This window comes from Comamonas sp. MYb21 (assembly GCF_037479395.1).
GTDB lineage: Bacteria > Pseudomonadota > Gammaproteobacteria > Burkholderiales > Burkholderiaceae_C > Comamonas.
In genome coordinates this window covers 66,256-89,126 of sequence record NZ_JBBGZC010000013.1, presented here as the reverse complement: position 1 = coordinate 89,126, position 22,871 = coordinate 66,256, and the positions used below count along the sequence as shown (strand labels likewise).

The window sequence follows — 22,871 nt, the reverse complement described above, 5'->3', positions numbered from 1 at the left end:
CCGCGCCGCGCCCGGGCTCTTGTCGCCTTGGTTCTGCCAATCTTCGAACACCACCACCACGGGCCGGCGGCGCGCAAAAAACGCGCGCAGCAAGGCAATGACGATGGCATCGGCCCGCGCCTCGCCACCCCGGTTGGACAGCAGGCGAGCCTCGCGCGCGATATCGCTGTCGATGCGGTCCAGCGAATCGAAGAGCGCCGCCATCAGCGCCTGGCCGTCGTCGCCGGGCTGCACCGTCACCCAGGCTTCGTCATGGCCAAAGGTCAGCGCTTGCGCGCGCCACTGCAGCGCCAGCGAGGTTTTGCCACTGCCCGCCGGGCCGTGGATCAGCAGGCAGGTTTTATGGCGGGCCTCGGACAGGCGCGCCAGAAGATGCTTGCGCTCAATGCGCCGGGGCTCCAGCCGGGGAAGTGTGTGGTTTGTCTCGGTCACTGTTTTTATCAATGCGCGGCATGTTTATCCCCTTATGGTGCCACGACTTCTATAGGCGCTCGATCACCGTCACATTCGCCATGCCCCCGCCCTCGCACATGGTCTGCAGCCCGTAGCGGCCGCCGCGCTGGTGCAGCGCATGGACCAGGGTGGCCATCAGCTTGGAGCCCGTACCGCCAAGCGGATGGCCCAGCGCAATAGCGCCGCCGTTCACATTCATGCGCGCGGGATCGGCCTGCAGCGCCTGCTGCCAGGCCAGCGGGATCGAGGCAAAGGCCTCGTTGACTTCGTAGAGGTCGATGTCGCTCAGGCGCATGCCGGCCCGCTTCAAGGCCAGTTGGGTGGCGGGCACCGGGGCCTCCAGCATGATGACAGGGTCATGGCCCAGCACGGTCATGTGGTGGATGCGCGCCAGGGGCTTGGCGCCCAGGCGGCGCAGGCCGCGCTCATTGACGATCAGCACGCCGCTGGCGCCGTCGCACATCTGGCTGGCATTGGCTGCGGTGATCAAGCCGCCCTCCTGCAGCAGCTTGACGCTCTGAATGCCTTCCAAGGTGGCTTCAAAGCGGATGCCCTCGTCCACCGCATGCAGGTCCTGCGTCAAGGCGCCGCTGGCATCGCGCACTGCGATAGGCAAGATCTCTGCGGCAAAATGGCCGGCGCGGCTGGCGGCAGCGGCGCGCTGGTGGCTTTGCAAGGCGTAGCGGTCGAGCGCATCCTTGTCCAGGCCGTATTTGCGCGCCACCATCTCGGCACCGACAAACTGGCTAAAGACGGTATCGCCGTAGCGGCTGGCGATGCCGGGGCTGTGGTAATGGCCCAGCCCGGCCTTTTGCGCCAGGCCGCCCGGGCTGCCCATGGGCACGCGGGTCATCGATTCGACGCCGGCGGCAATCACCATGTCCATCGCGCCCGACATCACCGCCTGCGCGGCAAAGTGGATGGCCTGCTGCGAGGAGCCGCATTGGCGGTCGATGCTGGTGCCGGGCACCGATTCGGGCAGCCTGGAGGCCAGCACCACATTGCGCGCCACATTGCTGGACTGCTCGCCCACCTGGCTGACGCAGCCCAGAAACACATCGTCCACGGCGGCCGGGTCGGCATCGACACCTTCGACCAGCGCATTGATGACCTGTGCGGCCAGATCCACGGGATGCCAGCCGGCCAGTTGGCCACCTCGGCGGCCACCGGCCGTGCGTTGCGCCGCCACGATAAAAGCTTCGGACATGGAACTCCTTTGTCTCGTCATTGTGTAGAAGATGCTCGGGAAGAGTTTAGGCGCCCCCCACCCCGGCCCGACCACCCATAACGGGTGGCTGGCGAAGTTTGGCGGCAGCGCGCAGCCCCCTCGTCCTACAGACGGGCGGGCAGCGATTGGCGAAGATGGCGACCCATAATTACCGGGGAACCGCATGGATACCACCAACAACAATACAGCGGCCGATCCGACGCCTCCTTCGCCGCCGCTGATCCCCACCCAAAGCGGCACCTTGGAGCTGCACGACATCACCATCGTCGACAAGGTCAAGCTCAGAAAGGCGATTTCTGCCGCCGCGCTGGGCAATGCCATGGAGTGGTTCGACTTTGGCGTCTATGGCTTTGTCGCCTTTGCGCTGGGCAAGGTATTTTTCCCCGATGCATCGCCCAGTGTGCAGATGATTGCCGCGCTGGGCACCTTTTCGATCCCGTTCCTGGTGCGCCCTTTGGGCGGCATCTTCTTTGGCGTGATGGGTGACAAGTTCGGGCGCCAGAAGGTGCTGTCGATCACCATCATCATCATGGCCGCCAGCACTTTCTGTATTGGGCTGATACCGTCCTACGCCAGCATCGGCATCTGGGCGCCGATCCTGCTGCTGCTGTGCAAGCTGGCGCAGGGCTTCTCGGTGGGCGGTGAATACACCGGCGCCGCCATCTTTGTGGCCGAGTTTGCGCCGGACCGCAAGCGCGGGTTTCTGGGCAGCTTTCTGGACTTTGGCTCCATCGTGGGCTTTGTCACCGGCGCGGGCGTCGTGGTCTTGCTGCAAAGCCTGCTGAGCGAGGCGAGCTTTCTGGACTGGGGCTGGCGCGTGCCCTTCTTCCTGGCAGCGCCCCTGGGCCTGGTAGGCCTGTACCTGCGCCATGCGGCCGAAGAAACGCCCGCCTTTCAGCAACAACTCGACCAGATGGAAAAGGACGACCAGGAGGACGTGGAGAACCGCCCACGCATCTCCTTCAAGGAAATCGCGACACGCTACTGGCGCCCCTTGCTGGTATCGGTGGGCCTGGTGCTGACCACCAATATCACCTACTACATGCTGCTGACCTATATGCCCAGCTACCTGTCGCACAACCTGCACTACTCCGAAGACCATGGCGTGCTGATCATCATCGCGGTGATGATCGGCATGCTCTTTGTGCAGCCGGTGATTGGCCTGGCCAGCGACCGCTTTGGCCGCAAGCCGTTTGTGATCGTTGGCTCGATCGGCCTCTTGGTGCTGGCGATTCCCGCGTTCCGGCTGATCATCAACGGCCAGATCGCGCTCATCTTTGTTGGCCTGTTCATGCTGGCGATTGTGCTGAACTGCTTTACCGGCGTGATGGCCTCCACCCTGCCTGCGATGTTCCCGACCCGCATCCGCTACAGCGCGCTAGCCGCCTCGTTCAACATCGCCATCATCGTCGCAGGCCTCACGCCCACCATCACCGCCGCCTTGGTCGATTCGACCGGCAGCCTCTACCTGCCCGCCTACTACCTGATGTTTGTCGCAGTCGTCGGCATCATCACCGGCATCTTCATGAAGGAAACCGCCAACCGCCCCCTTCGCGGCGCCACGCCAGCGGCCTCCAGCAAGCAGGAGGCCAAGGAGCTGCTGATCCAGACGCTGGACCATATCGAGCAGAGCGTGGACGATATCGACGCCGAGATTGCCAAGCTGCAAGAGCAGATTGCGGCGCTGGAGCTGCGCAAACAGAAGTATGTTGATTTGCATCCGCGGCTGGATTGAGTGGCGTACCGCTTAGGCACTACCAACATCGCAACACAAGGCCCTGCAAATTGCCTATTTGTAGGGCTTTTTTTCTTCTGAACCCGCTCGCCATGCTTTCACCGCTCACCCGGGCTCCAGTGCGACACCAGAGCTGGGTACCTGCCACCCTGATCCGGCGAGCCCTACCGTTCACCAAGATGACCCCGCCGCCGGTGCCATCCTGCTGTCACGCGTGTTGGGGATGCGTAGCGGTGGCTTCGCTAGACTGCAGAAACAACAACCATTCATGCAAGGAGACAACCATGCAACGCCGTACTTTTGCCGCTGCCGCAGCCAGCATTGCCGTTGCGGGCGCTGCGGGTTTTGCCGCGCCCGCCGTGGCACAGGCTGATTACCCCAACCGGCCTATTGCGCTGATCGTGCCCTATGGGGCGGGAGGTGTGAGCGATGTGGTGGCCCGGGCACTGGCCCTGTCGATGGGCAAGCAGCTGGGCCAGTCCATCATCATCGAGAACAAACCGGGTGCCGGGGCCTCGATGGGGGTGATGGACATGAAGAATGCCAAGCCCGACGGCTACCGGCTGACCTTGAGCCCGGTAGCGATATTCCGGCAGCCGCATATCCAGAAGGTGGCCTACGATCCGGTGGCCGACCTGAGCTATGTGGCGGCCTTTATGTCGTATGACTTTCTGCTGGCCGTAGCGCAGGATTCGCCGTTCAAATCGGTCAAGGACATTGTCGAGCAGTCCAAAAAGCAGCCCGGCTCGGTCGACTACGGCACGCCCGGCAAGTTTTCGGCCAACCATGTGCTGATGGCCTTGCTGGAGAAGAAGGCGGGCGTGCAGTTCACCCATGTGCCGTACAAGGGCGATGCCGAGGCGGTGAATGCCTTGATTGCGGGCCACACCAAGACGGGAGTGTTTGGCAATACGGTGCTACCGCATATGCAGTCAGGCAAACTGCGTGCGCTGGCCATTGCCTCGGAAACACGCCCTCCCGCCTTTGCCAATGTGCCGACCTTCCGTGAGCAGGGCTATGACGTGGTAACGCCATCGCCACTGGGCATCGCTGGCCCCAGGGGCCTGCCGCCCGAGATTGTGCGCAAGCTTGAAGCCGCCGTGAAATCTGCCATGGACGACCCCACCTTTCAGCAGTCGGCCGCAAACTATGGCGTGCGGCTGGAGTACCGCAATGCCCAGGATTACAGCGCCTTCGCGAAGAGGGCCTTTGCTGAAGAAGGCGCGATTGTGCAGAGCATTGGGCTGGATTAAAGCGTCGCTGGTAGATTGACAGGTGCCGGGGTGAGTGCCAGAGCCGTCATCAGCTTTTTGCAGACTGGCCACCCACTCATCCCGCCTATAGCGTCGATAAGGAACTGAGCAGCGCGCAGCCCTGAGGCTGTGTGGCTGCCGCTCTGAAGGCAAGCCAACGCACATGGATGGCGTCCTTCATGTCGAACCGCGTAAGCATGGCCCAGCGCCTGGCCACGGACATGCGCCGCAATCAACGCAGGCCACACCCCGACAAGATGCGATTCAGCGATGAGTGAAGAACACACCACCCCAGACGAAGAAAAACCCCTGAGTGAGAACACTCAGGGGTTTGCTTCTTGGCGGAAACGGAGGGATTCGAACCCTAGAGAGTGAGTTTTAGAGCGTACTTAGGCGGCTTTTTCAGAGGTGAGCTATCCGCCTGGATACGCTGGAATTAGCTCATTTTGGGGCAGATTTAGGGATGGCGACCATTTGTCTGCTTGTGTCTAATATGCGCACTTTGCTTTCGGGGCTGCGCGCACTAGGTGTTCGAGATTGTATCTTTACAGTTGCTCGTCGTGGTGCTGAAGTCAATTTGCAGATTCTTTCGTCTATCGCCTCTGGCTTTTGGTTGAGCGCTGCTTTATCGCTATCAAAAAAATCTTTTATCGATAAATGATTTAATTTGCGATTTTCTCGTTGAAAGTATGTATTTTTTATCTTTCCATCTCGTCATAACCCCTTCGAAAATGAACATTATTGCATGATCTTCATCATCGACCAAAATTCGAAAAATTGGACCACCGCTAGCGCCATGTGGATAAGGTGCAATTTTACTTATTTTATTACTGTCATATGTATTTTTGGGTTCATATCTGACTAGTATATTTTCTTCTTTATTTGTGCCATACTTAGCGTAAATATCATCTTCAACTTCATCAGTTATATAGTCCAACGGACTTATCTTAATTTCACCTGAATCTCTTTTGTATTTTGCTTTCCTGAATGGATAACCGAATATGTAATAATGACTCCTGGCATACCCAGGTAATTCATCGGGTTCCTCAAGAGAATGAACACGATACCCATCAAACAGTTCTCGCAATTTGGCGTGAAAACGCAAGTCAAAAATTGCCACATCTAGATCATTATTTTCCGTTTGCGGCGTCATCCATGCTGGGCCAACAAGCTCAATATTCTCCTTTTCGAAACACATAATTAGAGGGTTCGCGCCTCCATTGTCACGAAGCACATGTGCTGCTGTAACTAGGAATTCCACCTCGCGATGCCTTACCAATACGCTTGTGCCTGCTATGCTAAAGAAATCATGCTCTTCATGCTGGAGAATTGGAAACGTTGAATCCAATAGAAAGTCACCACGTTGGATCATGTGCACCGCCTAGTTTTTTAATTGCTGACACCATACGCGACAGTGTGGATTGATATAATACCTCGTGTTCGCATAAATAGAACTCCCGTGAGCACTTTCAAATAATAATCGCCATGCGCATGCTGGACTTGCGCGTTATGATACGTACTGTCTATGGACCTAGCCTTTGTGAAAGCGTGCTGCTGCCGTTGAGGACAGCTGATACCATACCAACATATCTTGATTTTATTCAGATGAATTTTAGACACTGATCAAAATTGCGCCCCTAAAGAACCAATTTTTCCTCTGTTGCGGAGGTTATAGACCGGTGAGAGCATCACCGCGAGCGACGTGGTGGTGCACATCGCGCATACTGTCGTCGGATAGGCCTGCTGTCTCAGAAGCGAATTCCGTCTTCCCGCGACCACCTAAACCGCGACAATTTGTCGGAGTTTCGGAATGCATTGCGTCTTAAATCTCCTTGTGGCGCTTGATGGATTTAGCCCGCTGAGCTGTCGCACGCAGGCCGAATCCAATGGATCCACAGCCCCTTCATCCACGCCAGCGCATACAGGACACTCACAGCGAAGATGCCCCATTGCTCAGCTTTCCAAGAGGCGTAGAACCAGAACGGCTGGCCCAGCATGCCGAAGATGCACGCCCAGCGCCTGAAGTTCTCAGAGCGGACTTGCGACAGCCAGGCGGCAGCTTCACTAGCACTGCGAGGGCAACCTGATCGATCTGCATAGGGGCATCTTCAATACTGGATAAAAATACAGTTTACCCATTGTGCAATGGACCCACAGACGAAAAAAGAGCCTCCACGTTGCTGTAGTGGCGGGGGAGGCTCTTAGGCTTTGCTATAACAAATCAGCAAGCGGGTATCAGCTAGTTTTTTTTCGACGGCGCGAAATGCCCACGGCGCCGATAACTGCAGACAACGCTGCAAGAGCGCCGAATCCCATCGTCGGCACAGGGGTGGCAGCTTGACCAGGAGGAGGCACTGGCTCATCAGTGACAGTGACGGTCACCACTGCAGTATCACAAGCCTGAGGCGTTTCACCGTTGCAAATCTCATATTCAAACGTCACCACTCCCGTAAATCCAGCGGGAGGCGTGTAGATGATCGTTCCATCAGGATTCACGATGGCCTCTCCGTTGGCAGGCTGCGACACGATAGTGGGATTGCCAAGCACTCCAACAGGTGTGGAATCATTGACCTTCACATCAATGTTCACTGATGTGTTGGCTTTTGTGGTGGCACTGTCATCGTCAGCGACGACGGGAAGTTGTGCTTCCACCGTGACAGTCACAACAGCTTTATCACATGCCTGCGGAGTCTCGCCATTACAAATCTCATACTCAAAGGTGACTTCGCCAGAGAAACCTGCGGGGGGCGTATATGTGATAGTTCCATCCGGGTTCACCAGCGCCTCGCCCTGAGTTGGCGGTGTGGTGATTGCTGGATTGCTCAATACACCTGCACTGGTTGAATCGTTACCTTTAACGCTTAATGTGACCGGAGTATTGAACGGCGTTGAGGCGCTGTCGGCATCAGCCACTACTGCGCTACGCTCCTGCGGGCACGCCGATGGAAGTGCCGGGTCGTATGCGATCTGCGTTACAGAAATGTCGTCAATGTAGATGTCATTTCCGTTGGTGACAGGAGACTCATTCCGAAGCGAGAGCTTGGTTTGAATTCCACCCGCAGGCGGTGTACATGTTGGGGGGATGGAAAACTCATAGACAGACTCTTCCCAAACGAATCTCGCCTGGCTATTGATGTTTCCCGAATTGATGATATCCGTACCACTGTTCACTTCTTGGAGGCGCAAAGACCATGCGATTGGCTGGCCGTTCCCCAGATTATTGTTGACTGTGTAGCGCCATACACTAATCCGATAGCTTCCACCGGGTTGCACATCGAAGTTGCGCTCGTAAAAGGAATCAAGGCCACTGCCTGCGTTCAGCACCATCAAAGCCCCATCTGTGGCCCCCGTGAGCTCATAGGTGTGATCTTGGGCGAGGTCACGCCAGTAAGAGCTCGCGGTGGAACTATTCACATTCTGTGGACGCATGATGGTGTAAGTGCCATCAGGGACGGGGCCACTAGCTCTAGGGGTGTAGTAGCCAGGGTCCGCTGAAGGATTCACAGCTGGAACGTAAGCAGATGAAACGCGACCGGCGCTATTTCCGAAGTCTTCATGGAAGATTACGGTTTGCGCACTTGCGGCAGCTCCCGCTAAGGAAGCAAGTACTAACAATGAAGCGGGCAGAAGTTGACGCAGGCTAGAACTCTGAGAAGTAGGCATTGAGCTTTCCGACAAAAGTTATTGAAGTCTGTTGGTGATAGAGAAACCGACTAATCATACTTATTTCTCAATACACCAATTCTTCAGTGCATCTCGTCCTACATATCCGGTGCTTTTGCACTACACGCCTGGTCGCTGTCGTCACCGCTCAGCCGGCGCTCAATGTTCACCTGGTCGCACAGTGCGGCTACTTCGGCGTCTCGCCGCCTAAGGTCGCCTCCGAGGCTTGCGACCACGCCGAGGCCTTCTGCAAGCTGGCGGTCGAGGGCTGCGGCTTTATCTGCAAGATCGCTGCGGGCAGCGGCGTCGGCTTGGGCTTGCGCGCGATAAGTGGCGGCTCTTCCTTCGGCACCACGCTGCACCCGCTCAGCATAAGCAAGCTCACGGTGCTGCACATCAGCAATGCCGGTATAGAAAGCCGCCAGGCGGTCGGCGTTGTAGATCGTGTCTTGGGCATGTTTACTCTCCAGTTGTGCAGTGTTGGCTTCGTCGGCGCGTGCGGCTTCGGCCCGGGTGGCCTGGCCCCGGGCCTGCTCAGCCTCGCACTTGGCCACCTGGCCGCTCATGCGCCACCCGTTGACCAGCGCACCGGCGCCAAACAGGGCCAAGCAGGCCAAAATTCGCAGAATTACACCTGTGGTCATGATTGCTCCCCAAGGCACTTGGCCTGGCGCTCAAGCTGCCGGGTCCACACACCCTTGCAGCCTTTCGGCCCCCAGTTCTGTGGCAGTGAGCAATCCCGTCCCGCTTGCTTGCGCCAGGCTGGCAGCGCGTTGCAGGCCTGCAGGTACTCACCATTGAGCAGGTTGCGCCGCATGGAGCTCGAGCGCCAGTTGGTGATGCCGAACTGGTAGGTGAAGTCCATGTACAGGTCATACTCGCCCTGGGTCAGCTTCACCCCCGGCAGGCTGGCCCGGAACATGGCTTCGTCCTTGCTCTTGTGGTCGCGCACAATCTGTAAGGCCCGCTCCTTGCTGATCGGTGGATCGGCCAGCGTGACTCGGGTGCCGTCTTCGTAGACTGTGGAGCCATAGCCAATGGTCGGCACATCGCCCTGCGTGGGGATGTAGGGTGCAGAGCGGAAGCCCTCGGCGCCGAACAGGCTCAGGATCGCCGCAGCAGAAACTGTAAGGGCCGCCACTGCGACCCGCTGCTTGTTGCTCATGACAGGTCCGCCCTTTGCGTCTCGCTCATCTGGCGGTACTCGTCCAGCGTGATGATGCGCGGGCCCAGCCGTGGCTTGATCCACCCCCAGCGCTCGAACGCCGGCCGCCACAGCTTCTTCCAGAACCACTCGCAGATGAGCAGCACCGTATAGAGTGCGGCCACGATAGAGGCGATGGTGCCCCACGGGATGGAGTTCACCCAGTACCAAGTCTCAAAACTGGAATTGACTGTGGCCGCCTGGGCGATCTTGTCTGCCACATCGGCTTGCGCGGCCGTGGCCAACGTCACCGCACTGGTTGCCTTTGCGATCGGCATGCTGATGTCTGTGCTCTGCATCGAGAGACTCCCTCAGAAGTAAGAAAACCCGCCGCAGCGGGTTGTGTTGTGTTTTGTGCCGAGGATTACAGCGCCTGGGCGTAGCCGAATAGCTCGAGCAGATCCGCCTCAGTCAGTTTGAGGCCTACTGCCAGCGCAAGAACCGTGGGGCTGTCCGACTCGATAGCTGCCGACCCCTGCCAGTCCACAAGGGCCCGGTAGCGGTTCACCTCATCGGGGATCATGCTGATTTGCGCCTCAATGTCCTCGTTCTTGATGCCCTTCATGTCGAACAGCGCAAGCAAGGCCTGGCGCTTCGTCACGGTCACCCGCGCAGCGTCCCGGGCAACCTGCTCTGCAGCCAGGCGCTCAGCCTCCAGTTGGGCCAGCTCCTCTTCGCTGAGCGGCACTACTTCCCACTGCTGCAGGTAGCCGTCCTCTGTTTCTAGGGGAGCCAGCTCAACCGCCTTGTGCGTGGCCGCATCAAACGCAGGCTGGTCGGCCTGTGTAACCAGTGCATATTGCTCCGGCGCCTCAAATGGCACAGGAAACGACATGTTGTGCGCGTGCCGGCCGATGATGTCCGCAGGGCTCAGCGGGTAGTCGCCTGTTTCTTTGTCAAAGTACATGCTGCTCCTTTAAATTGCGTTGCCCAGGCGCGTGCCCGCGGCAATCCACGTCACATAAGCGTTGCCGTCGATGTAGTTCCCCGGGGCGCCGCCTGGATAGGGTGAATAGATCTGAAGCAGCGTGTAGTTACCGCTGGCAGATCCAGAGCTGCCTGCTTGGCCACTCTGCCCCAGCGCTCCACCATCGCCGCCCCGGCCGCCAGTTGAGGTGATGCTCCCACCAGTAGACGGGCCACCAGTTGCCTGAGAACTCCCAGGCGTTCCCGGATAGCCTGGCAACAGAGCTAACGGGGTGTAGTTAGTAAAGCCAGAACCGTACCCGCCAACACCTGATGGGCCAGTAGCCTGATAGCTGGTATCAAACGCATTGCCAATCCGCCAAGATCCACCATCCCCCCCGCGCCCACCGGTGCCGAAAATTGTCCCGCCAGCGTTGTCGATGGCGATATTGACCCGGGTGTAGATGCCGAAAGCGGAGTTGATCTCAGCGCCGATTCGGCCTCTGTTGATGATGGTGAGCAAGCCGCTGGGTATGTTGGCGATGGTCAGATTTGACACATCGACCCCTGCATTGATAGTGCAATAAATGGGCTCATAGCCAACCCACCCCGCAGAAATAGCAAGAGCCCGAATATCCGGGCTCCTGACGCTGGCCGCAATGGTGATGTACACCGGGCCTTTAATTAGCCATGGTCGGTATGCCATATCAGAAGTTCGGTAGATAGGAGCCCAACCACTGGTCAGCACCTGTGGACTGCGGCCGGGTGAAGAGGAATTTGTGAATCTTGCCCGCCTGCAAATTCTGCGGAGCTGTACCCGTGCCAATCCACCTCACATTTGCAGGCCAAGATGGGATTCCAGCCACAAGGTTGATTTCCAGCTCAAAGAACATACAGTCCGCAGGCCGATTGATAAAGCTGAATGCCGTGGCGCCATTCATCGTGGTGTAGAAGTAGCTGCGCTTTGATAGATCACACTCCCCTCCAGTAATCACAAGTCCAAGTGGGGTCTGCGCGTCTTTTGCTGCTGATGTCATGTTTATGGCTCGTATTCGATTGTGAAGTAGACGGGTCTGTTTGAAAGATCCTGCCCTTGGTTCGCCGAAAGAACTACGACACACGCCGCAGCGTCTATGTAGGCAGAAAATCTAATGTTCGTCCCTGCACCGTATTCGGGCGGCGTGGAGAACGTGGCTCCAACAGCCAGGACGGATACCCCTCGAATCTTTGAATAGTTCAGGCCATGATTTGAAGCCGAAATAATTGAGGACCCTGCGTTTGAAACTGGCGCTATAACAGTGATCGTCTTGCGCAGTAAAACCTTACCGTCTCCAAACGATGCCCCAGCATTGAAGTTCTGGGCTGCAGTCCAGTTGTTTGCTGAGGCAATTGCAGGATTGGCGGCGGTGTACGCTGTCACCCCACTGATCCGCACCCAGTCATTGGTAGCCGAATCGAACTGCAGCATGATCTGCCAGTTCAGCACGTTCATCACATAGTCCTCGGCGTCCCCGCAGATGGTCTTACCGTTGCGCTGAATCACGGGGGTCAGGGTGCCTGACATGTTCACTGCCGCGACCACCATCCCATGGAACGGACTGGCCGGCAGTTGCAGCACCGAGCTACCGGAACTCATGCGGTACATACCGCGATCCGCCGCGATGGTCGTGCCTGCAGGGCATGGCAAAACGGTGAAGTCGTTGCGGCTCACCTCGCCCCAATAGGTGGACCCCAGGGCCGGCGTTTGGCTTGCAACATTCGCCAGATTGGACTTGAGATACCAGAGGCGTCCAAGATGAGTCACGGTTGCGGGCACAGCAAGGGCACCCGTCAGGCCCGCCCAGTCGCCTTTGTAGTTGGCGGCAGCGAAGGCGCCGTTGGCAGCCGTTTGCACCAGCGCGAGCTGGTCAGCTGCGTCTTGCGCAGAATCTGCTGCATCCTCGGCACTCTGCAGCGCCTCCACAGCGTTGTCATAGACGTTCTGACCAATGGCTGCAATGCGGTTGCCGTGCCCAGGTACGGCCGTGCCCCAATCAAATGCCATGTCGTCATAGGCAGACTCAGGCGTGTTAGGCCCTGGGAACGGTGGCAATTGGGGATCAATTGGTGGTACTGGAGTTGGCATTTAGACAATCCCTTTTACAAAAATGTTGGCCTTGGTAATGGCCTGGTTCTCTGGCGAGAGGTCTGAGGTCACAAAACCGACCGAGCTGAGATAGCGAAACTTTTCCTGCCTGCTGGCAAAGACCGAAACGGGCGTGTCCTTGAGCTGCACCAATGCCGACCAGATGCGGTTTGCGTCCTCGGGGTTGATGGCCACGGGCAGCGTCAGATTTGTGGCACTGCCCCGAGGGACTTGCCTGTAACGCCCATCTACTCCCTCCGTCCGGGTGGTGTAGTTCACAACCTCTGCCCGCGCTGTGTACAGCACGCCAGGCCGGCCAGTGAATAGGCCCATGGTCACCCATGAACCAATCGAGAAGAAGCCCACGCCTACATCATCTGTCGCACCGCCCGTCACCTCCAACGTCACCAGCACTCGGGGGCGCAGTGTGATCCCATCCACTCGGAAGCTGGTTACTGGCGTTTTAGGCCCATAGAGGTAGTTCCACAACGACGGACGCGAGGCACGCAGCGAGCGGTCAATGGGTGGGCTCAAGTCCTCCCCGGTGTCCGCATCCCTCACGGTCAAAGTGAGTCGGTTGCCAATAGGGTTGTGCACCGCAATCCCAGAGACAAAGCGCATGAACAGCACATATTTGGCCGACCCCTTGCGCCCGACCCCTGCGGTCTGTACCTCGTTGTCAAAAGGTGCCCAGCGGTTACTGGGCCGCATATCCTCCCAGGATCGCTGATCGATGTTCGGCGGTACGGTCGCGTCAGTGGGAACCACTGCACACTTCCAAACTCGCCGCTGATAGACCCGCTCAGCACCTACTGCCACTACCTGGCCCGATGTCCATGCCACCTCACCAGCTACAGCGTCCACCTCAGGCACGGAGCCTGGGCGAAACGCTGCATCGGTGATGGGGATGGGGACTAAGACAATTGCCATGCCCCTTCCTTTCTACTGTTGAAGGCGAACCCGATTCACAACCTCAGCGGTTATGACCGATCCGCCATTGGTGACGCGATCCAAGTTATCGGACAGCTTGCGGGCATGCTCATTGACTGACACCACCACCGCCTCAACCCGCAAGAGGATGGCCTCTACACGCGCTGCGCCAGCGGCTGTATCCGGACCACGAGACTGACCGCGAACTGCTTCCATCAGCGCACGGTTTTCGGCCGCAGGGATGATTCGCTCACCCTTGTGGATGTCAGCCGTCATGTCATAGGGAACGAAGTTTGTCCCCACAGCAAACGACTTGCGCTTAACCCACAACCCCTGCTTTGCGTCCCAGTCCCATCCAGCGCCATATACGCTTTGGCCCGCCTGCATAGCGGCCCACTGGTCGGCGGTCAGGTTGCCGGAGCCAACCAACAGATGGCCGTCGTACTCGTACTGCCCTGCGGCGTACTTTTCGACGGCTCCATCCGACCACATAGCCCGGCCGTCGGCAGTGAAGCCGATTACTCGGCGCCCTGCTGTGCCAGCAACGGTCCCTCCCAACACCGCACCACTGCCGCCGGACGAACCGCCGCCACTTGGTGTGCTCCCGCCACCCAAACCAGCCTTGGCTGCCTCTTCCTTCTTGATCCGCTCCTGCTCCTTGGGATCCAGCAGCTTGTAGAGCGCGTTGACGGCGTCGGTAACGCTGAGTGTCGCGTCCACCTGGTCTTCACCAAAGGTCTGCCAGAAGGTCTGGATATCATCCAAGCGCTTGAGCTGCGAAGTGGCTAGGTCGATTTGCTTTTGCGCATCGGTCTTGGCCAACTCTGCGAACTCGCCCAGCTCGTCCAACTGGCCCGCAAGCACCTTCTTGTCATAGTCCAGCTCCGCCTGGGTGGCGTAGTTGTCCATGACAAGACCACCGGTAGCCACGTTGATCGCGCTTTGCGTCTGGTCGTAGTCACCAAAGCCCAGACCTCGGCGAGCGTTCTCAAGCGCCTGCTCGATGTACACCATGCCGGCCGCCGCCTGCGAGTTCGCCATTTCGTCCACGCTCGCACGCAGAGACTTGGCGCTGCCCTTGAACAGGTCCACATAGCTGGACGCCTTTGTGAAGGCGTCCTTTGCGTCCGCTGCAAACTGGTTCCAATACTCCTTTTCACGGGAGATGGCGGCCTGCAGGTTCTGCTGGGCCAGCGTCTTGGCGGCCTCATCGGCCTTAGCCTTGTCCTCGGTGTCCCAGATCTCAACCTGCAGTTTCACCAGCTCTGGATCGTTGAACTTCTCCAGCTCCTTGATCTGCTTGGCGCGCTCCAGGCGGGTTGCCTCCGCATCATTACCCTTGGCGCGCAGCAGTTGAATCTGCAGATCGCCCTTGAGCGAGGCGATGTTCTCGGCCGACGTGTAGATCATGTCGAACACATCCACGAGACCCAGCAAGCTGGCAAAGAGCTTTTGGCCCTCTTCCGTACTGCGGTCGATCCCGTTGATGTATTCCTTGAACGCCTCACGGCTGGCCGGCATGGTCTCGATGCCCAGCTTTTTAAGCTGGTCGTTGAGCAGTCGCGTCTGGTTCTTCACCTTCTCTTGGTCGGTGTAGAACTTGTCGTAATAGTTGCCGGTCGCAGCCGTGAACTTATCAGCGCCGCCGAAAGCGTCAATGATGTCCGAAGCCATGTCAGCGCCAGCCAGCGACGTATCCATGAGCGTAAGCCCAAGCATGTCAAAGACCGAATTCACGCTGTACAGAGAGTCAGACAGTCGGGTGAGCGCCTGCACTGCCGTCTCACCCGTTCGCACGTATTCGCTCATCACGAATACCTGCTCAGTGATCGTCTCCGTCACTTCTCGACCTATGCGGCCATACTGCTGGGTGTCGCCGTCAGTGGGCAGCTCCACGTTGTCCCACACCGTGCGGGTGACTTCACGGGTCTGCTCCTCCCAGTGGCCGAGCACCGAGCGGGCCAACTCCTCATTGGCTTGCGCCAACGCCTGTTGGACCTTGGCCGACGCCTCCTCTTGCGTGAGTCCTGTCAGCTCAAGTCCTTTGCCGCCCGTGTCCGGGTGGATTTCATCCAGGCCCAAGGTCACGCGCATCGCGCGGATCGCATCGCCGTCAAGCCCCAGGCTGTCGGCCCGAGAGGCAGTGTCCTCGCGCATGCCCAGGAACGCATCCTGCAGGACCTTGATGGGTCCCTTAGAGCCTTCGATGGCGCCGTCGTACTGCGAGAGCATCTCCAAGCGGCTGTATTGCTGCTGGATTTGCCGCTCACGGTAGGCGTTGCGCTTGTCATCAGGGTTGTCAGCGATCTCCTTTTTAAGGCGCTCAATCTCAGCCTTGGACTGTTCGATCTCCTTCTCCGCCACAAGGTAGCGGTAGTTAGGGCCACCAAAGAGGCTGCCGCTTTCGCGCATCAACTGATAACCGTAGAGATCGCCGCCCAGCTCGCCAGTGATGCCGCTACCGACCTGCTTTTCCTCCTTGAACATGCCACCCAGATAGGCTGCGATCAGCGGCACAGCCATGACCCAGCCGCCAGCCGCCACCCATTCGGATGCACTGGAAGCCCAGGAGGCCTCTGGAATTGCCGCTCCACCCGCACCTTCTGCAAAGCCGGCCCCTGCTGGTGCTGCGTAACCCGCTGCAGGCGCAGCTTCACCGCCCCACCCCACCAAGTTGGCCAAGTAGCGCGACCCCTGTCCCACAAGACCTTGGCCGGAGTACAGGCTGTAGCCAGTCGATCCAGCACTGATGAGGTTCCCAACATTGCCGCCGGCAGAACCTTCAGATCCGCCGCCAAACAAGCTTGCAAGGAAGCCTGCACCAGCACCTATCAAACCCGTGACGTTCGCGGCGACATTCATCACGAACTTCTGCGCGAATGCCTGGTAAAGGGCATCGGACGCAGAAGTCAAGATGGTGGTCTTGAGCGACTTGCCAAAGGCCTTGAGGCCATCTGCGCCGTTGTTCACGAAGTCAGCAAAACCTTGACGGAAGATGTCGTTGTATTTCTCGGCGTTCTGCAGCGCATACTCTTCTTGTATCTTGCCGATAGCAATCTGGGTGTCCACCTCGGACTTCTCCCAAATCAGCTTGCGCCGCGCCGCCTTCTCGCGCTCGTTGTCATCGCTGTTGTCGCTGTATTTGGTCTTTTCCACCTCAGCGATCTGCTTGGCAACCTCCAGATCAATCTTGCGAACTGCCAGAATCTTGCGGCGGGCCACTTCATCCATCCCCAAAAGAGAAATTCCCTCCTGTTGAAGGGCCAACTCTTCTTTGGCTGCGTCCAGCGACTTGCCCATGGTCTCGCTGAATTTCTTGAAGTCCAGCTTCTCCAGGCCTGCAATCACAGCCTGTTGACCCGCAATCTGTTTGTCCAACGCGGCCATGTACTCAGGATTGGCGATCAAGCCCATGTCGGCTTTCTGCTGCTGCAGCTTAGCCAACGTCATGCGCTCGATCTCTACTCGGGCCTTGCCATAGACGCTCAAAGACGCTTCAAGGCGCGCAGCTTCCTCCCCTGTCGCCTCAGCACTTTTGTACATGCCCTTGATCAGAGCATCCTTGGCCTTCATCGACTCTTCGGAGGTCTCATTGCTTCGCAGCTGCGCGCCCAACTCGTCTGCAGTCGCCTTGGCGTTTTTAAGCTTGGCGACGGTCTTCGCATCGGTCGCCTTCTCCATCTCGGCGGAGATCTTCAGCGACTCGCGCTCGCCAGCATTCAGGTCCTTTGCCGCGAGACCCAGCTCCTGCAGCTGCTTGCCGTACTGGCGGGCAGCTTCTAGCTGAGCTTCAAGACCAGACAGACGGGTGTCGCTCATGCTGACGCCGCCAGTCTTGCTCGGGCCTTTCTCCTTGTACTGGTCGCGCAGGCTGGCCTCGACCTTGGCGAGCTGTTGCGCCAATTCGCTGCGCTTCTTGAGGTCATCCTGGGGGACGAATGACAGCTTATTGTTGTACTCCTCCCGAGCGGCAGCCAGAGCCCGAGTCAGCTTTTCCGACTTAGTCAGATGCTGGTCGAGCGTTTCCTGCCACTTAATCGAAGCCTGGGTGGCTTTGGCGGATACCTCTTGCGCTGCGGCGTTCATCTGCTCAGCCGCGGCATTATTCTCAAGCTGCCACTCTTCAGCGCGCAGTGCCTCGATCCGCTCCTGCACGCGGCGCTTAGTCTCCGCAGTCACGCGGCCGGTTGCAGCTCCACCCCCAGTCTCGCCCCAGCCCTGCTGATCGATCAGCGAGTTCAGCTCCTTGCGCACAGCACCCAGTCGATCATTGATCGTATTGGGGCGGCCCACATTCAGCATTGCATCCCATGCGTCAGCAGCAGCGCCCTTGATGGCGTTCCACGCACGCTCTAGGTATCCCAGGCTTTCCTTGATGGTCTTGCTGCGATCGCGCATAGCGCTGTCCAGCGCATCCATCGCCACCGCTGAGGCCTGGGCAGACTTGCCTTGATCGTTGAGGGCCTTGATCTGCTCGTACACATCAGCTGTGAGGAAATTCATCCCCTCATTGAGCTTGACGACAGCACTTAATGGGTCTTTCTGCAGGTCCGCAAATTGCTTTGCCGTGTCACCCACTGCCTGGCCGGTGGCCTTTTCCCATTCGATAGCGGTCTGCGCATACTTTCGCAGCTGGTCCGCACCGGTCACACCAGCCTGCGTGAAGGCAACCAGCGCTGCAGTCGCCTGCGCTTGAGTACCCACAATGGCGTCAATCTGGCGCGCATATTCCGTCAGTTGTGTGGTGGTCACGCCTGCCGCATTGCCCGACAGGGTGAGCGCCTTCACAAAGGCAATCTGCTCTTGGTGACCTTGATAGTACGCAAGGCCCAGGGTCGCAGCAGCAGCCGCAGCTACAGTGAAAGGATTCACCAGGCCCAACACATAGCCGCCCAATGCCTTTGCTGCAGCGCCAGCGCCACCGAACATGTCCTTCAACTGGCCGCCCTGCTGCAGCAAAACAGTCAACGGCGCCTGGCCTGCCTGCAAGCTCACCACAATGTCGGTGAACTGCGCCGGCACGTTGCGCAGCGCGGCGCTCATGGCGGCCGCACTCATCCCAACTTTCCCCACACCACCCTCTGCCTCGCGGAGCTTGGCAATCATTGGCGCTGCTTGGGTAGCAACACCCAGTTGCGCTGCCTGCAGCTCCAGAAGATCGGCACGGGTCTTGCCGATGGCGCTCGACTGCTCGCGTAACGATTTGAGAAAAGCGCTCTCACTGGCCGCACGTTTCTCAGCGGCCGCCATGCGGTCCAACTCCTGATTCCAGAAGCGCACATACTCTGACGACTTCGCAAGCTGCTGTGCTTGGCGGTGCTTCTCAGCAAATACGTTCTGGCGGCCCACCTCCGCCTCAGCAGCCTTGAAAACCGACAGCTCACTCTCTGCATCGCGCAGAGCCTTGATGTAAGGCTGCAGGCGCGAGGCATCCATGCCCCGCATATCCATCTTGAGCTCGAAGCTGCCCGAGAGGTTCTTGGCAGCCTGAGCGGCCTGTAAAGTTTCCTCGGTGGCCTTGCGCATGGCAGAAGCGATGCGGCTCTCGGCGCGGGTGAGCTTTTCCGCTGCATTCTCAGCACCGTCGCCAATGGCGCCCACGCCCTCAGCGGCCTTCTGACCGGCTTGGTTGACCTTGGCGGCCATCTTGTCGGCGTCATTGCCAATCTGCTGGAAGGTCTGCGAGGCCTCGTTCTCAGCAGCAACAGTGAAGCCGAATTTTTGGTTTTCAGTTGACATGCTGCGCCACCAATAGAAAGGGCCCGCCAAAAGGCGAGCCCAAAATGAAAAGACGCCTCGATGGCGTCGCACCTAATCGCGAGAAGCCTAGGCCTTGGCCCGCTTCTTCTCTTCAGCCTCACGCTCATCCATCCAGATGGATAGAACCTCGGCCTCAATCACCCGGATGCCATCAAACAAGTCTTGGTGGTCTTCGGGAGCGAGTCCCATTCTGTCGAGCTGGTAGAAAAGCACGTTGTAGTCCAGTGCGTAGGCACCGACTGCGCCAGCGCGCCACTGGTTGCGAATCTGCTCCCAAAGGCTCCAAACTGGCTCAGTCTCCGGCCAGAGCAGCACGATGTCTCGCGCGTAGTCCGACCGTTTCATGCCGAAGGCCGCCAGCTCTGCATCGCTGGGCGGCGCCTCGTACTTCGCCCGGGCTACGCTTCGGAGTTTCCCAGGTAGCCCTCGGTGCAAGCTGCACGGTAAGCGCCCCACAACGCAGCGCCGGCCGCTGGCTCTTCGTTGAAAAGCTGCGCCAAGTTGTCTTGGGTCAGCTCGATGTCCTCCAGATTCCAGCCCTTGAGAAATTCCAGAGCACGGGCAGCATTGGATGCCATGCCCTTGACTGCCAGGCTCTCGAAGGTGATCTTCTCGCCGTCCGTGCCGACTTCTGGCTTGGCCTCGGCGTTCTCATCCAGGAACTTGGCAAACTCTTGGCGGGTGCGGTATTTGAACTGGCAAGAGACCTTGGCCTTCTCGCCGCTCATCAGCGGGATGTCAACAAATGCGGTGATGGTTTCGGGACGCTTGCCCAGTACGATTTTTGCCATGATGTTTTCTTTTCAGTGGAGAGGAAAGGTAAAGCCCGTGCCCAGCCGCCCGCCCCACTGAAAGGAGCGAAGCGGCTGGGTCGGTGCAGTGGGTTGCCGCCGATTAGTAGCGGACTGGGCGGCCTTGCAGGGAGAAGGTTGCAGTCACCTGCATCACCTGGCCCTTGGTGAGGGTTGGGCTCTCGTTGAACGACACATAGCCGTTGTAGAGCAGCACCGAACCGTCAGGCAAGGTGACCTTCAGCGCACGGATGTCGCGGCGCTCACCGGCCAGCTTCAGGGCTTGGTAGCCCGCTAGCGTCGGATCGTCACCGATGCCCAGGGTGATGGACTGGGCGCTGGTCACCGTCGGCAACTGGCGCTCATAGTCATCTTCCAGGAAGGAGCCGGTCCAGAATTGCTGGTCGCCGCCAGAGGTCTGGTAATCCAGAATCTGGGAGATCTGCGTCCAGGCCGTGATCTCGCGCAGCGTGCTGCCGGTGGGGCTGGCTGGGAAGCGGTTCAGGTCGGTGGTGTCGGTGCCCGCGATCTCCAGCGTATTGGCGGCCACGTTTGCAGCTTTCCAGATACGCTCACTGATCTTCTGCCAAGGCGTCTTGAGCTCGAAGAAGGAGTTGTTGGGCACCGCATGCGCCGTAGAGGTCAGCACTGCCGGGCTGGCGTTAGAGATGGTGGATACAGCTTTGACTGCGCCGTAGCCAGTTGCAATTGCGACGGTTGCGCCGTCAGGGAGACGAATAGCCATAATTGGGCCTTTCAAGAACGAAAAAACCCGCTCGGCCTTCGCTTTGCGGGTGGGATCAGCCCATGACGGGCACAAAAAAACCGGCCTAAGCCGGTGTCTGGGTGGGTTGCTATCGCTTCCCGGTTATCGAGTAAGACTGCAGGTAGCCTGGCACGTCGTCAGCGTCATCAAGCGCAGTAATCGGCTCGGACAATGGACTGGCGGAAAACTTGTCGGTCGCTGCCAGCACAGCAGCCTGAGCGGCCTGAAGGAGCTTGAGCGCATCCAGGCCGGTGCTGTCATAGGCATTGATCTGGATCTGCGCATTGCGCTTGTCTCCCTGGTTGTTGTCCAAGAAGATGATCGGATCGCCGCCGAGGTGCTGCCAGGTGATATAGCGGCCTTTGGTGCCCGATGGCGCAACGCGCATGAAAACCTGGGGGCAAACCGTCTTCAAGACGGCCTGCAGATCAATTTCAAGCACTTTTCACCCCTTCCTGATGCGTGCGATAAGCGTCTCTTGTGCAGCAGCCAGGGCTGCCGGCATGGCGCTCGATGCGCTGCGCATGAACGCGGTCGCCGGATGCTGCTTAGGGCCGCCTGGCCGCAGAACGTAATAGGCATCCTTCTCTGCAAGCGATGCCCGGCGTTTGGGTTTGGGTGTGCCAACCTTCTCAGGACGAACCAGCGTCACCCACTGCCCTCGCTTGTTGGTGATGGCGACATACCGCTGCGTCCAGCCGTACTCAAGCAGGTGGCCATGCGGCGCCTTCTTGTGGTTCCAGCTGATGTGATATTCGGCGCGCTGGCCAGTCTTGGACTTCTCCGGACTGAAGGCCTGATAGATAGACCGGTCCAGATTGCCAGTCACCTTCCCGATGCCCTGCACGTTGAGCTTCACGCGGTCGTACACCACCTGTGCCGCCGCTTGAGCAGCAGGCCGAATGGCTTCCTTCACCCCGTCATCGAGCTGCTGCAGATACTGCTTTAGCCCGGAGGTGTCCAAATCCATGGTGAAAGTGTTGCGTCCGCCGAGTTTGCGCTGGCCGTTACGGCTGAGCGTTGTATCGCTACGGCGCACCATGTCACACCACCAACTTGCAGGACAGATCAGTGAACTTGCGATCCAGGCCCGGCAACACCGCCTCTATGTCGTAGTTCTGGCCCAGGTGGACCATACGCATGCCAGCGTTGACATCGGTTCTCCAGCGGATGCGCGCCGAGGCCTTGACCACCGAGGTGTCAGCGCCTGAGCGAATGGACTCAACGCCGGAAGGATGCCGCACATAAGCCCAAAGGGAGGCGAAGTCCTCCCATGCTTCAGGCAAGGGCTCACCCACCTCGTTGGCGCCACCAGTTCGGCGCTGGATCTTGATCCGGTCGCGTAGTTGGCCAATCGTTGTCATGCGCCCCCCGCATAGTTGATGTAGGGAGTCACCAGCCAGAGGGCGGCTTGTGGCATCTCTACCGACTCACTGCCCCGGTTCTCATGCAGATGGCCCAGGATCAGCAACACAGCGGAATTGATAGCCTCGTCGACCTGCACATCCAGCGACTCTGGCTCTGGCTCATCGGCCACCACCTTGCGGAAAATCTTGCCCTCGATGGCGAGATAAGCCGCCAGGATCCAGCTGTTTATCAGCATGTCCTCTTCCGGGCCATCTACCCGCAGATGCAGCTTTGCCTGCTCAAGGGTGATTTTCGACATCGGTTACTCCAGATCGCGCTCAGGCTCGAACTGCAGCACCTGGGCATTGGTCGAGCGTGCATAGGCCACCGCATCAGGATGAGCGTCCACACTGCCGGCGTGCGCCTCTGCCAGATCCATGGGGATGCCTTCGATCAGCACACCAGGTTGATAGCGCACATCAGCGATGGTCACTGCGGCCAGCACGCGAACAGCGCGGCGCTCTACCTTGGCGGGCGGGGCCTCTGCTGGCGGGTTGCCTGCCGCAGGTGGGGCCCCAGCCGTAGCCAGGGCCTGCAGCTCAGTGGGTGCGCCTTGATCGCCCGCCGGTGCGCCAGCGTCTGGCGCGTCGGTTGTGGGCTTGGGTTGGGCTTTTGCCATGTCTATTCCTCCAGGTGGGGCCCCGGCCGTA

General features: G+C 58.9%; 23 protein-coding genes and 1 pseudogene. 2 read left to right on the top strand and 22 right to left on the bottom strand.

All coding sequences use genetic code 11. The features are described from left to right. Both WH367_RS19440 and WH367_RS19435 read right to left on the bottom strand, forming a co-directional pair. On the bottom strand, positions 1 to 432 hold a 432-nt coding region (locus tag WH367_RS19440), incomplete at its 3' end, for an ATP-binding protein (RefSeq protein WP_339537309.1). A 49-nt stretch (positions 433 to 481) separates the two neighbouring features. Further along, complete coding sequence (locus tag WH367_RS19435) at positions 482 to 1,660, bottom strand: acetyl-CoA C-acetyltransferase (RefSeq protein WP_339537308.1); 1,179 nt, start codon at positions 1,658 to 1,660, stop codon at positions 482 to 484. Between the two features lie 184 nt (positions 1,661 to 1,844). Here WH367_RS19435 and proP point away from each other — a divergent pair, with 184 nt between their 5' ends. Continuing rightward, a complete protein-coding gene (gene proP, locus WH367_RS19430) occupies positions 1,845 to 3,416 on the top strand; it encodes a glycine betaine/L-proline transporter ProP (RefSeq protein WP_339537307.1) in 1,572 nt (523 codons plus the stop codon). A 284-nt stretch (positions 3,417 to 3,700) separates the two neighbouring features. After that, positions 3,701 to 4,669, top strand: a complete 969-nt coding sequence (locus WH367_RS19425; protein WP_339537306.1) for a tripartite tricarboxylate transporter substrate binding protein — start codon at positions 3,701 to 3,703, stop codon at positions 4,667 to 4,669. A 634-nt stretch (positions 4,670 to 5,303) separates the two neighbouring features. Here the strand turns inward: WH367_RS19425 and WH367_RS19420 are convergent. The 20 genes and pseudogenes from WH367_RS19420 to WH367_RS19330 all read right to left on the bottom strand — a co-directional run bounded on the left by WH367_RS19420 (position 5,304) and on the right by WH367_RS19330 (position 22,840). Then, complete coding sequence (locus WH367_RS19420; protein ID WP_339537305.1) at positions 5,304 to 6,041, bottom strand: hypothetical protein; 738 nt, start codon at positions 6,039 to 6,041, stop codon at positions 5,304 to 5,306. 478 nt (positions 6,042 to 6,519) lie between these two features. Continuing rightward, positions 6,520 to 6,767, bottom strand: a pseudogene (locus WH367_RS24380) (hypothetical protein). A 137-nt stretch (positions 6,768 to 6,904) separates the two neighbouring features. Continuing rightward, a complete protein-coding gene (locus WH367_RS19415) occupies positions 6,905 to 8,098 on the bottom strand; it encodes an Ig-like domain-containing protein (RefSeq protein WP_339537303.1) in 1,194 nt (397 codons plus the stop codon). Between the two features lie 332 nt (positions 8,099 to 8,430). After that, positions 8,431 to 8,976 carry a hypothetical protein gene (locus WH367_RS19410; RefSeq protein ID WP_339537302.1) on the bottom strand — a complete coding sequence of 182 codons (546 nt, stop codon included), beginning with the start codon at positions 8,974 to 8,976 and terminating at the stop codon, positions 8,431 to 8,433. Further along, positions 8,973 to 9,497: a glycoside hydrolase family protein gene (locus WH367_RS19405; protein WP_339537301.1), complete on the bottom strand. Its 525-nt coding sequence runs from the start codon at positions 9,495 to 9,497 to the stop codon at positions 8,973 to 8,975. Before WH367_RS19405 ends, WH367_RS19410 begins: the two co-directional genes overlap by 4 nt. After that, on the bottom strand, positions 9,494 to 9,835 hold the full coding sequence (locus WH367_RS19400; RefSeq protein WP_339537300.1) for a hypothetical protein: 342 nt from the start codon (positions 9,833 to 9,835) through the stop codon (positions 9,494 to 9,496). Before WH367_RS19400 ends, WH367_RS19405 begins: the two co-directional genes overlap by 4 nt. Before the next feature lie 65 nt (positions 9,836 to 9,900). Beyond that, positions 9,901 to 10,443 (bottom strand): hypothetical protein, encoded by a 543-nt coding sequence (locus tag WH367_RS19395; protein WP_339537299.1) that lies wholly within the window; start codon positions 10,441 to 10,443, stop codon positions 9,901 to 9,903. A gap of 9 nt (positions 10,444 to 10,452) precedes the next feature. Then, positions 10,453 to 11,115 (bottom strand): hypothetical protein, encoded by a 663-nt coding sequence (locus WH367_RS19390; RefSeq protein ID WP_339537297.1) that lies wholly within the window; start codon positions 11,113 to 11,115, stop codon positions 10,453 to 10,455. A gap of 34 nt (positions 11,116 to 11,149) precedes the next feature. Beyond that, complete coding sequence (locus tag WH367_RS19385) at positions 11,150 to 11,479, bottom strand: hypothetical protein (protein ID WP_339537296.1); 330 nt, start codon at positions 11,477 to 11,479, stop codon at positions 11,150 to 11,152. 2 nt (positions 11,480 to 11,481) lie between these two features. Further along, a complete protein-coding gene (locus tag WH367_RS19380) occupies positions 11,482 to 12,567 on the bottom strand; it encodes a hypothetical protein (protein ID WP_339537295.1) in 1,086 nt (361 codons plus the stop codon). Continuing rightward, the gene (locus WH367_RS19375) at positions 12,568 to 13,497 is read right to left on the bottom strand and encodes a hypothetical protein (RefSeq protein WP_339537294.1); all 930 of its coding nucleotides are present in this window, start codon (positions 13,495 to 13,497) and stop codon (positions 12,568 to 12,570) included. It lies immediately after the preceding gene. Between the two features lie 12 nt (positions 13,498 to 13,509). After that, a complete protein-coding gene (locus WH367_RS19370; protein ID WP_339537293.1) occupies positions 13,510 to 19,236 on the bottom strand; it encodes a phage tail length tape measure family protein in 5,727 nt (1,908 codons plus the stop codon). 87 nt (positions 19,237 to 19,323) lie between these two features. Beyond that, positions 19,324 to 19,602, bottom strand: coding sequence for a DUF1799 domain-containing protein (locus WH367_RS19365; RefSeq protein ID WP_339537292.1), 279 nt, complete (start codon positions 19,600 to 19,602; stop codon positions 19,324 to 19,326). A gap of 53 nt (positions 19,603 to 19,655) precedes the next feature. After that, positions 19,656 to 20,048, bottom strand: coding sequence for a phage tail assembly chaperone (locus WH367_RS19360; protein WP_239808662.1), 393 nt, complete (start codon positions 20,046 to 20,048; stop codon positions 19,656 to 19,658). Between the two features lie 103 nt (positions 20,049 to 20,151). Continuing rightward, on the bottom strand, positions 20,152 to 20,793 hold the full coding sequence (locus WH367_RS19355) for a phage tail protein (RefSeq protein WP_339537291.1): 642 nt from the start codon (positions 20,791 to 20,793) through the stop codon (positions 20,152 to 20,154). A 109-nt stretch (positions 20,794 to 20,902) separates the two neighbouring features. Next, positions 20,903 to 21,256 carry a DUF3168 domain-containing protein gene (locus tag WH367_RS19350; protein ID WP_339537290.1) on the bottom strand — a complete coding sequence of 118 codons (354 nt, stop codon included), beginning with the start codon at positions 21,254 to 21,256 and terminating at the stop codon, positions 20,903 to 20,905. Between the two features lie 3 nt (positions 21,257 to 21,259). After that, positions 21,260 to 21,856 carry an HK97 gp10 family phage protein gene (locus tag WH367_RS19345; protein ID WP_339537289.1) on the bottom strand — a complete coding sequence of 199 codons (597 nt, stop codon included), beginning with the start codon at positions 21,854 to 21,856 and terminating at the stop codon, positions 21,260 to 21,262. A 1-nt stretch (position 21,857) separates the two neighbouring features. Further along, the gene (locus tag WH367_RS19340; RefSeq protein ID WP_339537288.1) at positions 21,858 to 22,178 is read right to left on the bottom strand and encodes a phage head closure protein; all 321 of its coding nucleotides are present in this window, start codon (positions 22,176 to 22,178) and stop codon (positions 21,858 to 21,860) included. Then, positions 22,175 to 22,480 (bottom strand): head-tail connector protein, encoded by a 306-nt coding sequence (locus WH367_RS19335; RefSeq protein ID WP_339537286.1) that lies wholly within the window; start codon positions 22,478 to 22,480, stop codon positions 22,175 to 22,177. Before WH367_RS19335 ends, WH367_RS19340 begins: the two co-directional genes overlap by 4 nt. A 3-nt stretch (positions 22,481 to 22,483) precedes the next feature. Continuing rightward, positions 22,484 to 22,840, bottom strand: a complete 357-nt coding sequence (locus WH367_RS19330; RefSeq protein ID WP_339537284.1) for a hypothetical protein — start codon at positions 22,838 to 22,840, stop codon at positions 22,484 to 22,486. Between the last annotated feature and the right edge of the window lie 31 nt (positions 22,841 to 22,871).